Here is a 15259-nt window from a genome sequence, read left to right on the forward strand (position 1 = left end):
TGCCAGACATTGGTCATCGCCTGTCGACGCTACTCCCGGCCGACCGCCAGCTGGAAGGAGCGATCGGGGTGAGGCTCCTTACACGGAGGTTGTCGACCCGGTGACCCGTTCGTCACGTTCGACGTGCTCACGCGTGCGGGGCACGACCCGGTCGTGCGGTCCGGGAGCGGCCGGCCGGTGCCGGGCCAGCAGCAGCGCGGTGCACAGGCCCCAGCCGGCGCAGACCACCAGCAGCACCCGTTCCAGCCCGGCCACCAGGTCGCCCCGGCCCACCGTCAACAGACCCAGCGCGACCGCCCCGGCCACCGGCAACGCCACCACCCCGGCGACCCGGGCCACCCGGCGCAGCCCGGGCGTCGCCGGCCGGAGGAACCCGACCACCAGCATCGCCAGCACGGTCACCCCGGCCGCCACGATGCTCGCCCCGGCGTGCACCAGGTCGGCCGGCGTCGCCGCCTCGAACGGCGGCAGCGGGCACCCGGCGCTGCACGTCACCGCGCCGGAGAGCACGGTGCCGGCCGCGCCGGTCAGCAGCAGACCGGCCGCGAGCCGCAGCGTCACCGGCAGCGCCGCGGCCAGCGACAGCAGCGCCGCCGCCAGGGCGAACACCCCCATCCGGTACGTCGAGGCGAAGGCGCTGTCGCTGACCCCCGCCTCGCTGACGTACCCGCGCCAGGGGCCACCCGGACCGGCCCCGACGGCGACGGTCACCGCGACCGCGCCGAGCAGTACGCAGCCGGCGGCGACCCAGCCGGCGAGCGCGCGGGCGGCGTCAGGCACGGTCGTGCGGGGTGAGCCAGCCGGAGGTGTCGGGGCCCGCCGGCACCACCCCGGTGGGATTGATCTCGCGGTGGGTGGCGTAGTAGTGCCGCTTGATGTGGTCGAAGTCCACCGTCCCGCCGAAGCCCGGGGTCTGGAACAGGTCCCGGGCGTACGCCCAGAGCACCGGCATCTCGGTCAGCTTCTGCCGGTTGCACTTGAAGTGCCCGTGGTACGCCACGTCGAAGCGGACCAGGGTGGTGAACAGCCGTACGTCCGCCTCGGTGATCGCGTCACCCATCAGGTACCGCTGCCCGGCCAGCCGCTGCGACAACGTGTCGAGCCGGGCGAACAGCGCCGCGTACGCCTCGTCGTACGCCTGCTGGGAGGTGGCGAAGCCGCACCGGTACACGCCGTTGTTGACGTCGGTGTGGAGCTCGGCCATCAGCGCGTCCAGCTCCGGACGCAGCGCGACCGGGTAGAGGTCGGGGGCGTCCGGGGCGTGCAGGCGTCGCCACTCGGTGGAGAGGTCGAGGGTGAGCCGCGGGTAGTCGTTGGTGACCACCCGGCCGGTCAGCGTGTCCACCAGCGCGGGCACGGTCACCCGGCCCGTGTAGTCGGCGTCGGTGGCCAGGTACGCCTCGGAGAGGAAACCGATGCCCAGCGCCGGGTCGAAGCCGTCCGGGTCGAGGGCGAACCGCCAGCCGCGTTCGTCGCGGACCGGGTCGACCGTGCCCAGCGAGATCACCCCGTCCAGGCCGAGCAGGCCACGTACGATCATGGCCCGGTGCGCCCACGGGCAGGCCCGGCACCAGATCAGCCGGTACCGGCCGGCCTCCAGCGGCCAGCGCCCCTGGTCGTCCGGCCCGCCGCCCTCGGGCGAGGTGGAGTGCGGGGTGACCCGGCCGGTGAACCGGTTGGGCTGGCGGACGAACGCCCCGCCGCCGGAGGTCTCTGCGCTGAACTGGGCCCGGGTCATACCGCCAACCTATCCGGCCCACGCCCGCCCGACCGGGTGTGCGACCCGGCCGGGGAACGTGCGGCACGGGCGCGGATATCCTGACGGCGGGCGTCCCCCCGTGACCCGGGTGACGCCGGGACCGCCAGCCCCTTCCCACCCCCGAAGGACGTGCGTCGATGAGCGTGGCCTACCTCGTGTCCGGAGTCCGTACCCCGATCGGCCGCTACGCCGGCGCCCTCGCCGGGGTGCGCCCCGACGACCTGGCCGCCCACGTGCTGCGGGAACTGGTCGCCCGGCACCCGGCGGTGGACTGGGCCCGGGTCGACGACGTGGTGCTGGGCTGCGCCAACCAGGCCGGTGAGGACAACCGCAACGTGGCCCGGATGGCGGCGCTGCTGGCCGGCCTGCCGCAGGAGGTGCCGGGCAGTACCGTCAACCGGCTCTGCGGCTCCGGCCTGGACGCGCTGGCCACCGCCGCCCGTGCCGTGGTGGCCGGGGAGGCCGACCTGGTGCTCGCCGGTGGTGTCGAGAGCATGAGCCGGGCCCCGTTCGTCATGCCGAAGGCCGCCACGCCGTATTCGAGGGCCGCCGAGGTGTACGACACCACTCTCGGCTGGCGGCTGGTCAACCCGCTGATGGAGGCGGGGTGGGGCATCGACTCGATGCCGGAGACGGCCGAGAACGTGGCCGCCGAGTTCGGCGTCGACCGGCGCTCGCAGGACGAGTTCGCGCTGCGTTCCCAGCAGCGGGCCGCCAAGGCGCAGGCCGACGGCCGGTTCGCCGAGGAGATCGTGCCGGTGACCGTGCCGGCGGGCCGCCGCGAGACGAAGCTGGTCGAGGTCGACGAGCATCCCCGGGAGACGTCGCTTGCGAAGCTGGCCGCGCTGCCCACCCCGTTCCGGGCCGGCGGCACCGTCACCGCCGGCAACTCCTCCGGCGTCAACGACGGCGCGGTGGCCCTGCTGGTGGCGTCCGAGGCGGCGGTGGCCCGGTACGGCCTGAGCCCGCTCGCCCGGGTCAGCGGCGCGGCGGCGGCCGGCGTGCCACCCCGGATCATGGGGATCGGGCCGGTGCCGGCCACCCGCCGGCTGCTCGACCGGCTCGGGGTCGCCCTCGCCGACGTCGACGTGGTCGAGCTGAACGAGGCGTTCGCCGCGCAGGGGATCGCGGTGCTGCGGGAGTTGGGCCTGCCGGAGGACGCCGAGCACGTCAACCCGAACGGCGGGGCGATCGCCCTGGGGCATCCGCTCGGGGCCAGCGGGGCCCGGCTGGCGTTGACCGCCGCCCTGGAACTGCGCCGCCGGGGCGGCCGGCGGGCCCTGGCGACCATGTGCGTCGGCGTGGGGCAGGGCATCTCGCTGATGCTGGAGGCCGTCGACTGAACCGGCCGGCCGCTGCGCCGGCAGCCACCCGAGGACGCGCCGCGGTGGCCTGCGGTGCGCGGGTGGGCGCTCAGCGTGACCAGGGCCCGTCCGGCACGTCCGACCTGCCGGTCCGGGCACAGATCGGGCTCGGCTGATCTCCCGTACCTGGGCGGACGGGCCTAGAGTGGTCAGCACCACACGATCCGCGGGTCGGCCGGTGCGGCTCCGCGTGCCCGCGCACGCCGTCGACACCGGTGCCCTCCCGCACCGCGGCGACGAACTGGGGGCCAGGCAGAGATGCAGACGCCGGACGGACTTCCCGCTGAGATCGACCTGAGCCGGCCCAGCGCCGCCCGGGTCTACGACTACTTCCTCGGCGGCGCGCACAACTTCGAGATCGACCGGCGGCTCGCCGAGCAGATCGCCAGCATGACCCCGAACCTCGCGGCCACCATGCGCTCCGGCCGGGAGTTCCTGCGCCGGGCGGTCCGGGCGCTGCTCGACGCCGGCATCGACCAGTTCCTCGACATCGGCTCGGGCATCCCCACCGTCGGCAACGTCCACGAGGTCGCCCAGGCCGCCGACCCGCAGGCCCGGATCGTCTACGTCGACATCGACCCGGTCGCCGTGGCGCACAGCCGCGAGCTGCTCACCGGCAACGACCGGGCCGTCGCCGTGCACGCCGACCTGCGCGAGCCGAAGCTGATCCTGGACGAGGCCCGGTCCAGCGGCCTGATCGACTTCGACCGTCCGCTGGGCATCCTGCTCGCCGGGGTGGTGCACTTCGTCCCCGACGCCGACCGCCCGGCCGACATCCTCGCCACCCTGCGGGCCGCCGCCGCACCCGGCAGCTTCCTGGTCATCTCCCACTCCACCTTCGAGGACCAGCCCCAGGAGATGCTCGACGCGCAGCGGCTCTCGGCTCGCACCGACACCGAGATCACCCTGCGGTCCCGCGCCGAGATCACCGGCTTCTTCGGCGACTGGACGCTGCTTGCGCCGGGTGTGGTGCACATGCCGCTGTGGCGGCCCGACTCCCCGTCCGACGTGGACGACCACCCCGAGCGGTTCGGGGCGTTCGGCGGCGTCGCCCGGTACGACCGTCCCGCCGGCTGAGCCGACCATGTCCGCCGTTCCGGACCCCGGCGGCACCGACGCGTCCCGTCCGGGCGCGCAGGGCTACGCCGCCGACTGGGCACGGGCGGTACGCCGGCTCGGGTTCGTGCCGATGAGCACGGACGAGACCGAGCGGCTGCTGCTGGCGCACACCGTACGGCTGGCGCGGGCCCTGCTCGCCGAGGAGTTCTCCGCCGCCCCGGCGGAGGAGGTGGGCCGGGCGCTGGTGGAGGCGCACCTGACCGAACCGCGCATCCTGGACTGGTCGGTACGGGCGCTCGGCGAACAGTTGCCGCAGCGGGTGCTGCCGCCGGACGACCCGCCGCCGGACCTGGCCGTCCGGGTGGCCGCGTTGCAGGGCGGGCTGGCCGCCGGGTTCGGCCGGGCGCTGCGCGACCGTACCTTCAGCCAGCAGGAGCGGATCGCCCGGTCGGCCTGGCAGGCGCGGGACTCGGTGGAGCGGGCGCTGCGCGACAGCGAGGCGCGGTTCCGGGCGGTCTTCACCGGGGCGGCCATCGGCATCGGGCTCGCCGGCATCGACGGTCAGATTATCGACGTCAACCAGTCCTTCGCCGACATGCTCGGCTACACCCCGGAGGAGTTGCGGCAGACCAACGTCGCGTCGCTGTTCCACCCCGACGACGCGGCCGGGATGTGGGAGCTGTACCAGGAGCTGATCGAGGGCAAGCACGACAGCGTCCGGGTGGAGAAGCGCTACTACCGCAAGGACGGCAGCGTCGTCCTGACCGACCTGGCCGTCTCGCTGATCCGGCACGACGACGGCCGGCCCCGGTTCACGGTCGCCATGATCGAGGACATCACCCAGCGGTACGAACTCCAGCAGCGGCTGCGGTTCCAGGCGCTGCACGACCCGCTCACCGGCCTGCCCAACCGGACGCTGTTCTTCGAGAAACTCGGTCAGGTCTTCGCCGACGCCGGGCCCGAGCAGCGGATCGGCGTCTGCTTCCTCGACCTGGACGGCTTCAAGGCGGTCAACGACAGCCTCGGTCACGACCTCGGCGACCGGCTGCTGGTCACCATCGCCCGGCGGCTGTCCGACTGTGTCATCGGTCAGGGGCACCTGGTGGCCCGGATGGGTGGTGACGAGTTCGTCATCCTGGTCAACGGCGGCGAGGGCATCGACGACGCGGTCGGTGTCGCCGAGCTGGCGCTCGCCGCGGTGGCCGCCCCGGTGCTCGTCGGCGACCACCAGCTCGCCGTCTCGGCGAGCGTCGGGGTGGTCGAGTGCCCGGCCAGCGAGACCAGCGTGTCCGAGCTGATGAAGGCCGCCGACACCACGCTGTACTGGGCCAAGGCGGAGGGCCGGGGCCGCTGGGCGGTGTACGACCCGGAGCGCAGCGCCGCCGACATCGCCCGGTCCGCGCTGGCGGCCGGCCTGCCGGCGGCCCTGGACCGGGGCGAGTTCGTGGTGCACTACCAGCCGATCGTCTCCCTGCTGGACGGCTCGATGCTCGCGGTGGAGGCGCTGGTCCGCTGGGCACACCCGGAGCGGGGTCTGGTCGGTCCGGACCGGTTCATCGGGCTGGCCGAGGAGACCGGGTTGATCGTCCGGCTCGGCGAGTGGGTGCTGCGGCAGGCGTGCCGCGACGCCCGTGCCTGGCACCGCGAGTTCCCGGAGGCCAAGCTGGTGGTCAGCGTCAACCTGGCCGCCCGGCAGGCCGACGATCCGGCCATCGTGGACACCGTCGCCAGCGCGTTGAGCCGCAGCGGCCTGCCGGCGGAGCTGTTGCAGTTGGAGCTGACCGAGAGCGCCGTGATGGGCACCGCCGGGGAGCCGTTACGGTCGTTGTACCGGTTGGCGGATCTGGGCGTACGACTGGCCATCGACGACTTCGGCACCGGCTACTCGAACCTGGCGTACCTGCGGCGGTTGCCGATCCACTGCCTGAAGCTGGCCGGCCCGTTCGTCGAGGGCATCCGGGGTGACGGCGGCGACTCCTCACCCGACCACCGGGACGAACGGATCGTCGACGCCTTGGTCCGGTTGGCGCACGCGCTGGAGTTGTCGGTGACCGCCGAGGCGGTGGAGACGGGGGAGCAGGCCGAACGGCTGCGGGCGTTGCGCTGCGACACCGGGCAGGGCCGCTGGTTCGGCCCGCCCGCCCCGGCCGACCAGATCACCGCCCGGCTGCGCGGGGAGACGACGGAGTGACCTGCTCCCCGGGCGGTTCGGGGTGGGGGCCGGTCGGGTGCGGGTGGCCGGCGGGGAGGCCGGTGCTCTGGCATGGTGACGACGTGACCGGGGCGGGACCGGGCGGGGGAGAGGTGGCGGGGTGAGCCTGACCGACGGTGAGGCGGCGTTCTCGGTGATCGCGGCGATCGCGATCGTCGCCGGGTTGGCCGGGGTGGTGGTGCCCGGCCTGCCGGCGCTGCCGCTGTGCTGGGGCGGGGTGCTGCTGTGGGCGCTCTTCGGTGGCGCGGGGCCGGGGCGTTGGGCGGTGCTCGCCGCCGCCACCGTGGTCGCCGCCGGCGGTGCGGTGGTCAAGTACGCCTGGCCGGGGCGGAACCTCAAGCGCACCGGGGTACCCATGTCGTCGCTGCTCGTCGGGGGTCTGCTCGGGCTGGTCGGGTTCTTCGTCATCCCGGTGGTCGGCCTGGTGATCGGCTTCGTCGGCGGGGTGTGGGGGGCCGAACGGCTGCGGCTGGGCAGCAACCAGCTCGCCTGGCCGGCGACCGTGCAGGCGCTGAAGGCGGCCGGCCTGTCGATGCTCGTGGAGTTCCTGGCCGGCCTGGTGATCGCCGCCCTCTGGGTGGCCGGCCTCCTGTTCACCTGACCCGCCGGGCCCGCCCTCGATCGCCTCATCCGGGCCGACGACCGGCCGGCAAGATCGACTCAGGTGGGCCGAAGTTGTGCTGTCCGAGCGGGGCGGATACCGCAACATCGACCCAGGCGAGTGGATCAAGGCGGGAGTGGGCGGGGCGGGACGCCCGTCGGGTACGGCACGACGCCGTACGTGAGAGAGAGGTGGGCGTCCCGCGCCGCCGTGGTGCCGGGCTCCTGCCGAGTGCCCGGCGTCGGCCCGTCGCGATCGGGCCTGGTCACGGGCTCAAGCATGCGTCGGTGCGGGGCCCGGGGCAACCTCATTACCGCCCGGGGTGACGTGACCGTAACGGGTTCGGCACCGGCAACGGATTGACCGTCGTGATCGGCGGGACGAGACTCGGGCGCACCCGGGGATCACCCGGGCAGTTCCGGGTACCACCTCAGGGAGGTGTGCTGTGGCCACAACGCCCCCGCCGACCACCGGGCAACCGCCGACCACCGGGCAACCGCCGACCGCCGGGCAACCGCACGCGCCGGACGACGACGCCCGACGACTCGCCGAACTCGGCTACCAGCAGGAGCTGCACCGGAAGTGGAGCGGCTTCTCCAACTTCGCCATCTCGTTCTCGATCATCTCGATCCTGGCCGGCTGTTTCACCACCTTCGGTCAGGCGTGGAACAACGGCGGGCCGGTCGCCATCTCCTGGGGCTGGCCGCTGATCTCGCTGTTCATCCTGATCATCGGGTTCTGCCTGGCCGAACTGGTCTCGGCGTACCCGACGGCCGGGGGGATCTACTGGTGGGCGGCGAAGATGGGCAAGCCGGTGCACGGCTGGTTCACCGGCTGGCTCAACCTGATCGGCCTGGTCGCGGTCACCGCGTCGGTGGACTACGGCTGCGCCACCTTCCTCAACCTCACCCTGTCGGCGCTGTTCGACGGGTGGGCGGGGACGCTGCGGCAGGCGTTCGTCCTGTTCGTGATCATCCTGGCCCTGCACGGGCTGATCAACATCTTCGGGCACCGGATCATCGACGTACTCCAGAACGTGTCGGTCTGGTGGCACGTGGCCGGCGCCGCCGCCGTGGTGGCCATTCTGCTGCTGGTCCCCGACCGGCACCAGAGTTTCCAGTTCGTGTTCACCGAACGGTTCAACAACTCGGGGTTCGGTGACGGTGACACCGGCGGGTTGACGTTCTGGTTCTACGTGTTGCCGCTGGGATTCCTGCTCACCCAGTACACGATCACCGGATTCGACGCCTGCGCGCACGTGTCCGAGGAGACCCGGGGCGCGTCGCAGGCCGCCGCCAAGGGGTTGTGGCGGTCGATCTTCTATTCGGCGGTGGGCGGTTGGATCCTGCTTTTGGCGTTCCTGTTCGCCGCCACCGACGTGGACGCGATCAATGCGGCCGACGGATTCTCCGGAGCCATCTTCGAATCCGCGCTGACCCCGTTCTTCTTCAAGACGGTCATCATCATCTCCACCATCGGGCAGTTCTTCTGCGGAATGAGCTGCGTGACCTCGATGAGCCGGATGACGTACGCGTTCAGCCGGGACCGGGCGGTGCCGGGCTGGCGGCTGTGGTCGAAGGTCGACCGCAACGGCACCCCGGCCAACGCGATCATCGGGGCGACGCTGGCCGGCCTGGTGCTCACCCTGCCGGCGCTCTACGAGAGCCCGTCCGGCATCCCGGTCGCCTTCTACGCGGTGGTGTCGGTGGCGGTGATCGGCCTCTACCTGTCCTTCGTCATCCCGATCGCGTTGCGGCTGCGCCTGGGCGACCGGTTCGAGCCGGGGCCGTGGACGCTGGGCCGGAAGTACGAACTCCTCGGCTGGATCGCGGTCGTCGAGATCGTGATCATCTCGGTCTACTTCGTGCTGCCGATCGTGCCGGCCGGGGTGCCCGGCGACCCGGAGTTCAGTTGGTCGGCGGTGAACTACGCCCCGCTGGCCGTCGGCGGGGTGCTGCTCGGGGTGGGCATCTGGTGGTACGCCTCGGCCCGGAAGTGGTTCACCGGCCCCCGCCGGACGGTCGACGTACCCGGGCCGGCGGCACCGGCGGCGGACGCCGCCCGGGCCGACGCACCGGACTGACCGCGAGCCCCCGGCCGGAGCCCTGCGGGGTTCCGGCCGGGGGTCGTCAGAGGGCCGTCAGAGGGTGACGCTGTTGCTGAAGGTGAGCGGAATGAACGTCGTCGGGCCGCCGTAGGTCCAGGTGATGAAGGCGTCCGCGCCCGTCTTGTATTCGCCGCTCGACCGGGGGTACTCGGTGTCGGCGGTCGTGGTGGTGGTGCTGTAGTTCGTGTAGGTGGCGTAGGTGACCTGGGTGCCGTAGCGGAACAAGGCCACCTCGACCTGGGCCGCGTAGACGGGGTAGGTGCACCGGACCGTGGCGAGGCCCTCCTCGCCGCCGCCGTACGGGCCGCCGTAGTAGACGAACGGGGTGCTCGGGGTCAGCGTGCAGGTGACGGTGATGGAACCGACGGTCCCGGTCACCGAGGTCGAGGCGAGGGTGCCATAGGAACCCGCCGACACGCCGGTGGCCCCGGCGGAGAGCGGCGCGAGGCGACCGGCCCTCGTGCCGCCCGTGGCGGACGATCCCGCCGCCGGCTGCGCGGCGTCGGCCCCGGCGGTGCGGGGGGCTGCCTGGGTCGGACCGGCCACCGCGAGCAGCGCGGCGGACACGGCGATCGCCACCAGGGCGGCGAGCGCCCGGGGCTTCCCACTGGGACGTACTCTCGTCATTACGCGTCCTTCGGTTGCGTCGTGATAAAGCAGTTCGGGTATTTGCAGGCCGGCCGGGTGCGACCGAGGGGGCCGAACTTCCGCTCTCCGGTGACCCGTCGACGCATTGCGCGCTGATGCGCAGCCGGTCAGGGGAAAGTGGTCGTGCGATCGGCCGACAGAATGTCGTGTGTCGCACCGGCCGGCTCAAATTCTGGCAAGGGCGCCAACTTCCACGCAAGGTCGCCGTCCGATTACCGATCGGTGCGGTCGGCTATGTGTCCGAACGGATGAGTGGCGTGTCGTGGTGCTTCTTTCCCGCTTCTGGGAAAAGCGTTTCCGTCGTTGTGCGTACGACAATTCCCGTTCATTTGGCATGTCGGAGCCGCGTCCGGTCCCGGGCCGACGGCGGGGCGCCGGCGGACCATGGCGGGCCGGGCCGCCGGGTGCGGGCCGGGCCCGGCCGGACCGCCCGGGGCCGGGGGGTTTGCCGGCCCGCCCGGACGGGGCATTGACGGTGATCCGCTCGGCCGGTAGACCTTGGTGATGGAGGCGCACGGATGAGGAAAGCCCCGCTCACGCTGGAACAGCTCCGGGTCGCCGTCGCCGAGGGCGAGATCGACACGGTGGTGCTCGCCCTGACCGACATGCAGGGCCGCCTCCAGGGCAAACGGTTCCACGCCCCGTTCTTCCTCGACCAGGTGGTCGCCAACGGCAGCGAGGGCTGCAACTACCTGCTCGCCGTGGACGTCGACATGAACACCGTCGACGGGTACGCCATGTCGAGCTGGGAACGCGGCTACGGCGACTTCGCCATGCGTCCCGACCTGTCCACCCTGCGCCGGATGCCGTGGCAGCCGGGCAGCGTGCTGCTCCTGGCCGACCTGGAGTGGCTGGACGGCTCCGGCCCGGTGGTCGCCTCGCCCCGGCAGATCCTGCGCCGGCAGCTCGACCGGCTGGCCGACCACGGGCTGACCGCGTACGCCGGCACCGAGCTGGAGTTCGTCCTCTACCGCGACTCGTACGAGGAGGCGTGGCGGCGCGGCTACCGCGACCTCACCCCGGCGAATCAATACAACGTGGACTACTCGCTGCTGGGCACCGCCCGGGTGGAGCCGCTGCTGCGCCGCATCCGCACCGAGATGGCCGGTGCCGGGTTGACCCCGGAGAGCGCCAAGGGTGAGTGCAACCTCGGCCAGCACGAGATCGCCTTCCGCTACGACGAGGCGGTGGCCTGTGCCGACCACCACGTGATCTACAAGAACGGGGCGAAGGAGATCGCCGCCCAGGAGGGCGTGTCGATCACCTTCATGGCCAAGCCCAACGCCCGGGAGGGCAACTCCTGCCACATCCACTTCTCGCTGCGCGACGTCGACGGCCGCTCGGCGATGCTCGGTGACGGGCCGGCGCAGCTCAGCGTCACCGGGCAGCGGGTGCTGGCCGGGCTGCTCGCCACCATGCGGGAGATGAGCCTGCTGTTCGCCCCGAACATCAACTCCTACAAGCGTTACCAACCCGGCTCGTTCGCGCCGACCGCGCTGCGCTGGGGCACCGACAACCGCACCTGCGCGCTGCGGCTGGTCGGCCACGGGCAGGGGATGCGGGTGGAGAACCGGGTGCCCGGCGCGGACGTCAACCCGTACCTGGCGATCGCCGCCCTGGTCGCCGGGGCGGTACACGGCATCGAACAGGAGCTGGAGCTGGCCGACGAGTGCACCGGCAACGCCTACGACGACCCGGCCGCCGAGCGCGTCCCCGCGACCCTCCGCGACGCCCTGACCCTCTGGCAGAACTCCGAGATCGCCCGCGCCGCCTTCGGCGAAGAGGTGCACGCCCACTACGCCAACCTCGCGAAGGTCGAACTGGCCGCCTTCGACGCCGCCGTCACCGACTGGGAACTCACCCGTGGCTTCGAACGCCTCTGACCCCCACCCCGCTGTCGATCCTGGAGTTGTGGTGGACGATATGTGGCTGGTTGTGGATTTTGTGGGGCACCACAACTCCATGATCGACAGGGAAAGGGGTGGGGTGTGACGCGGGTGGTCGATCCGGCCAGCGGGGATGTGGTGGGGGATGTGGCGGCCACCGAGCTGGGGGAGGTGGATGCGGCTATCGGGCGGGCGGATGCCGCCTTTGCGTCGTGGCGGGGGGTCGCGCCGGGGGAGCGGGGGCGGATTCTGCGGCGGTTCGCCGGGCTGGTCGACAGCCACCTGGAGGAGTTGGCGCGGCTGGAGGTGCGTAACTCCGGGCACACCATCGGCAACGCGCGGTGGGAGGCGGGCAACGTCCGCGACGTGCTCGACTACTACGCGGGGGCGCCGGAGCGGCTGACCGGGCAGCAGATCCCGGTGCCCGGCGGGTGGGACGTCACCTTCCACGAACCGCTCGGCGTGGTCGGGGTGATCGTCCCGTGGAACTTCCCGATGCCGATCGCCGGCTGGGGTTTCGCCCCGGCCCTGGCCGCCGGCAACACGGTCGTGCTCAAACCCGCCGAGCTGACCCCGCTGACCGCGCTGCGCCTGGCCGAGCTGGGGTTGGCCGCCGGCCTGCCGGAGGGCGTGTTCACCGTGCTGCCCGGCCGGGGCGACGTGGTCGGCGAACGGTTCGTCACCCACCCCGCCGTGCGGAAGGTCTGCTTCACCGGCTCGACCGAGGTGGGCACCCGGATCATGGCCGGCTGCGCCGCCCAGGTGAAACGGGTCACCCTGGAGTTGGGCGGCAAGAGCGCCAACCTGGTCTTCGCCGACGCCGACCTGGAGAAGGCGGCGGCCACCGCGCCGTACGCCGTGTTCGACAACGCCGGCCAGGACTGCTGCGCCCGCTCCCGCATCCTGGTCCAGCGCCCCGCGTACGACAGGTTCCTGGAACTGCTCGAACCGGCGGTCCGGGCGCTGCGGGTGGAGGACCCGGCCGCCGAGACCGCCGAGATGGGCCCGCTGATCTCCGCCGCGCACCGGGACCGGGTCGCCGGCTACGTCGACGGCGCGTCGGTCGCCTTCACCGGTTCCCGCCCCGACGGCCCCGGCTTCTGGCACGCCCCGACGGTGCTGCTCGCCGACTCCCCGGCCGACCGGCACTGGCGGGAGGAGATCTTCGGGCCGGTCGTCTCGGTGCTCCCCTTCGACGACGAGGCCGACGCGGTCCGGCTCGCCAACGACACCGAGTACGGCCTGTCCGGCTCGATCTGGACCCGGGACGTCGGCCGGGCGCTGCGGCTGGCCCGCGCCGTGGAGGCCGGCAACCTCAGCGTCAACTCGCACTCCTCGGTGCGCTACTGGACCCCGTTCGGTGGGATGAAGCGTTCCGGGCTCGGCCGTGAGCTGGGTCCGGACGCGCTGCACGCCTTCACCGACGTCAAGAACGTCTTCATCAGCACAGAGGAGTGACGCCAGTGCAGGGTCGGCTACAGGACCGGATCGCCGTCGTGACCGGGGCGGGCAGCGGGATCGGGTTGGCCACCGTGCGGCGGTTCGCCGCCGAGGGGGCCCGGGTGGTCTGCGTCGACATCGACGACGAGGCCGGCGGGCGGGCCGCCGAGGAGGTCGGCGGGGAGTACGTGCACACCGACGTCGCCGACGAGGCGGCCGTGCGGGACCTCTTCGACGGGGTGGCGCAGCGGCACGGCCGGGTCGACGTGGCATTCAACAACGCCGGCATCTCCCCGCCCGACGACGACTCGATCCTCGACACCGGGCTGGACGCCTGGGAGCGGGTGCTGCGGGTCAACACCACGAGCGTCTACCTGTGCTGCAAGTACGTCATTCCGCACATGCGTCGGCAGGGCAAGGGTTCGATCATCAACACCGCCTCGTTCGTGGCGCTGATGGGGGCGGCCACCTCGCAGATCGCGTACACCGCGAGCAAGGGCGGGGTGCTGGCGATGACCCGGGAGTTGGGCGTGCAGTTCGCCCGGGAGGGCATCCGGGTCAACGCGCTCTGCCCCGGCCCGGTCGCCACCCCGCTGCTGCTGGAGCTGTTCGCCGCCGACCCGGAGCGGGCCGCCCGCCGGCTGGTGCACGTGCCGATGGGCCGGTTCGGCGCACCGGAGGAGATCGCCGCCGCGGTGGCGTTCCTGGCCAGCGACGACTCGTCGTTCATGACCGCCGCGCAGTTCGTCGTCGACGGCGGCATCACCGGCGCGTACGTCACCCCGCTGTGAGCCGGTCCGCGGGGCGTCCGGCGCGTCCGCTGATCGGCATCACCGGGTACGTCGAGCCGGCGAGCTGGGCGGTCTGGCGGGACGTGCCGGCGTCGCTGGTGCCGCAGGCGTACGTCCGTTCGGTGACCGCCGCCGGGGGCCGGGCCGTGGTGCTGCCCCCGGACGACCTGGACGCCGACGTGGTCGACGTGCTCGACGGGCTGCTGCTGGCCGGCGGCGCGGACGTCGGCCCGGAGCGCTACGGCCAGCCGGTGGACCCGCGTACCGAGCCCCGGCCCGACCGGGATGCCGGGGAGTCGGCGCTGTTGGCCGCCGCGCTCGCCGTCGACCTGCCGGTGCTCGGGGTGTGCCGGGGCATGCAGTTGCTGGCCGTCGCGCACGGCGGGACGCTGCACCAGCACCTGCCGGACGTGGTGGGCCACGACCGGCACCGTCCCGCCCCGGGGGTGTACGGGGAGCATCCGGTCCGGTTCGCGCCGGGGACCCGGACGGCGACGGTGCTGGCCGGGGTGGACCGGGTCAACTCGTACCACCATCAGGCGGTGGCCGATCCGGGGCGGCTCACGGTCACCGGCTGGGCCGACGACTCGGTGGTGGAGGCGGTGGAGGACCCGGCGCGGCGGTTCCTGCTCGGGGTGCAGTGGCATCCGGAGAACGACGACGACCCGCGCCCGGTGACCGCCCTGGTCCGGGCGGCCCGGGAGTGCTGATGCTTCCTGCCAGGTGGGAAAACTGTCCCGAGATGCGGTCGGTGGCGGCAGGATGACCGCATGGGGACCGTGTATCCGGCGCTGGACGGTCGACTGCGGGAGTTCGTCGAGGCGCAGCCGATGTTCTTCGTGGCCACCGCGCCCAGCGGCGGCGACGGGCACGTCAACGTCTCACCCAAGGGCATGCGGGGCACCTTCGTCGTGCTCGGCCCGCACCGGGTGGCCTGGCTGGATTACCACGGCAGCGGCGCGGAGACGATCGCCCACCTGCGGGACAACGGCCGGATCACGCTGATGTTCTGCGCCTTCGACGGCCCGCCGAAGATCGTCCGGCTGCACGGGCGGGGCGTCGCCACCCCGGTCACCGACCCGGGCTTCGCGGCGCTGCTGGCCGGCTTCCCCGAGCCGCCCGACGTGCACGCCGTGCGGGCGGTGATCGGGGTGACCGTGGAACGGGTCAGTGACTCCTGCGGCTTCGCGGTGCCCCTGATGGACTACCGCGGCGACCGGGACCTGTTGCTCACGTCACACTCCCGGCGGACCGCCGAGGATCTGGTCACCTACCGGGCGACCAAGAACGCGGCCAGCATCGACGGCCTGCCGATCTTCTGAACGCCGGCCCCTCACCGTGCGCTGTCGGGCAGATGACGGCAGGATGAGGCACGGGTTACCAGCGTCCGTC

Annotated in this window: 13 protein-coding genes; 10 read left to right on the top strand and 3 right to left on the bottom strand. The window is 72.7% G+C overall.

Features of this window, described 5'->3' with window-relative positions:
• Nucleotides 1-78: 78 nt before the first annotated feature.
• The gene (locus FJK98_RS07630) at nt 79-780 is read right to left on the bottom strand and encodes a DUF998 domain-containing protein (protein ID WP_145918396.1); all 702 of its coding nucleotides are present in this window, start codon (nt 778-780) and stop codon (nt 79-81) included.
• Nucleotides 773-1738 carry a glutathione S-transferase family protein gene (locus FJK98_RS07635; protein ID WP_145918397.1) on the bottom strand — a complete coding sequence of 322 codons (966 nt, stop codon included), beginning with the start codon at nt 1736-1738 and terminating at the stop codon, nt 773-775. Before FJK98_RS07635 ends, FJK98_RS07630 begins: the two co-directional genes overlap by 8 nt.
• A 158-nt stretch (nt 1739-1896) precedes the next feature.
• Here FJK98_RS07635 and pcaF point away from each other — a divergent pair, with 158 nt between their 5' ends.
• The 5 genes from pcaF to FJK98_RS07660 all read left to right on the top strand — a co-directional run bounded on the left by pcaF (nt 1897) and on the right by FJK98_RS07660 (nt 9078).
• Nucleotides 1897-3102: a 3-oxoadipyl-CoA thiolase gene (gene pcaF / locus FJK98_RS07640; protein WP_145918398.1), complete on the top strand. Its 1206-nt coding sequence runs from the start codon at nt 1897-1899 to the stop codon at nt 3100-3102.
• Nucleotides 3103-3381: 279 nt separating this feature from the next.
• Nucleotides 3382-4200 (top strand): SAM-dependent methyltransferase, encoded by an 819-nt coding sequence (locus FJK98_RS07645; RefSeq protein WP_145918399.1) that lies wholly within the window; start codon nt 3382-3384, stop codon nt 4198-4200.
• A gap of 7 nt (nt 4201-4207) precedes the next feature.
• Nucleotides 4208-6373, top strand: coding sequence for a bifunctional diguanylate cyclase/phosphodiesterase (locus FJK98_RS07650; protein ID WP_145918400.1), 2166 nt, complete (start codon nt 4208-4210; stop codon nt 6371-6373).
• 121 nt (nt 6374-6494) lie between these two features.
• Nucleotides 6495-6995 (top strand): DUF456 domain-containing protein, encoded by a 501-nt coding sequence (locus FJK98_RS07655; RefSeq protein WP_145918401.1) that lies wholly within the window; start codon nt 6495-6497, stop codon nt 6993-6995.
• 445 nt (nt 6996-7440) lie between these two features.
• Nucleotides 7441-9078, top strand: coding sequence for an amino acid permease (locus FJK98_RS07660; RefSeq protein WP_240762671.1), 1638 nt, complete (start codon nt 7441-7443; stop codon nt 9076-9078).
• A 57-nt stretch (nt 9079-9135) separates the two neighbouring features.
• On the opposite strand, the gene FJK98_RS07665 is transcribed toward FJK98_RS07660, so the two are convergent.
• Nucleotides 9136-9729, bottom strand: a complete 594-nt coding sequence (locus FJK98_RS07665; RefSeq protein ID WP_145918402.1) for a hypothetical protein — start codon at nt 9727-9729, stop codon at nt 9136-9138.
• Nucleotides 9730-10268: 539 nt separating this feature from the next.
• Between FJK98_RS07665 and FJK98_RS07670 the strand changes: the two genes are divergently transcribed.
• The 5 genes from FJK98_RS07670 to FJK98_RS07690 all read left to right on the top strand — a co-directional run bounded on the left by FJK98_RS07670 (nt 10269) and on the right by FJK98_RS07690 (nt 15189).
• Complete coding sequence (locus FJK98_RS07670) at nt 10269-11633, top strand: glutamine synthetase family protein (protein WP_145918403.1); 1365 nt, start codon at nt 10269-10271, stop codon at nt 11631-11633.
• A 114-nt stretch (nt 11634-11747) separates the two neighbouring features.
• Nucleotides 11748-13094, top strand: coding sequence for an aldehyde dehydrogenase (locus tag FJK98_RS07675; protein ID WP_370517067.1), 1347 nt, complete (start codon nt 11748-11750; stop codon nt 13092-13094).
• A 5-nt stretch (nt 13095-13099) separates the two neighbouring features.
• The gene (locus tag FJK98_RS07680; protein WP_145918405.1) at nt 13100-13867 is read left to right on the top strand and encodes a 3-oxoacyl-ACP reductase; all 768 of its coding nucleotides are present in this window, start codon (nt 13100-13102) and stop codon (nt 13865-13867) included.
• A complete protein-coding gene (locus FJK98_RS07685) occupies nt 13864-14577 on the top strand; it encodes a gamma-glutamyl-gamma-aminobutyrate hydrolase family protein (protein WP_145918406.1) in 714 nt (237 codons plus the stop codon). Before FJK98_RS07680 ends, FJK98_RS07685 begins: the two co-directional genes overlap by 4 nt.
• A 60-nt stretch (nt 14578-14637) precedes the next feature.
• The gene (locus tag FJK98_RS07690; RefSeq protein WP_145918407.1) at nt 14638-15189 is read left to right on the top strand and encodes a pyridoxamine 5'-phosphate oxidase family protein; all 552 of its coding nucleotides are present in this window, start codon (nt 14638-14640) and stop codon (nt 15187-15189) included.
• Nucleotides 15190-15259: the final 70 nt, after the last annotated feature.

This window comes from Micromonospora sp. HM134 (assembly GCF_007833915.1).
GTDB classification, from domain to species: domain Bacteria; phylum Actinomycetota; class Actinomycetes; order Mycobacteriales; family Micromonosporaceae; genus Micromonospora; species Micromonospora wenchangensis.

Excerpts from the sequence above, each read along its gene's own strand:
- pcaF (WP_145918398.1), top strand. The coding sequence starts at position 1,897 with ATGAGCGTGGCCTACCTCGTGTCCGGAGTCCGTACCCCGATCGGCCGC.
- FJK98_RS07670 (WP_145918403.1), top strand. The coding sequence starts at position 10,269 with ATGAGGAAAGCCCCGCTCACGCTGGAACAGCTCCGGGTCGCCGTCGCC.
- FJK98_RS07690 (WP_145918407.1), top strand. The coding sequence starts at position 14,638 with ATGGGGACCGTGTATCCGGCGCTGGACGGTCGACTGCGGGAGTTCGTC.
- FJK98_RS07650 (WP_145918400.1), top strand. The coding sequence starts at position 4,208 with ATGTCCGCCGTTCCGGACCCCGGCGGCACCGACGCGTCCCGTCCGGGC.
- FJK98_RS07665 (WP_145918402.1), bottom strand. The coding sequence starts at position 9,729 with ATGACGAGAGTACGTCCCAGTGGGAAGCCCCGGGCGCTCGCCGCCCTG.
- FJK98_RS07635 (WP_145918397.1), bottom strand. The coding sequence starts at position 1,738 with ATGACCCGGGCCCAGTTCAGCGCAGAGACCTCCGGCGGCGGGGCGTTC.
- FJK98_RS07645 (WP_145918399.1), top strand. The coding sequence starts at position 3,382 with ATGCAGACGCCGGACGGACTTCCCGCTGAGATCGACCTGAGCCGGCCC.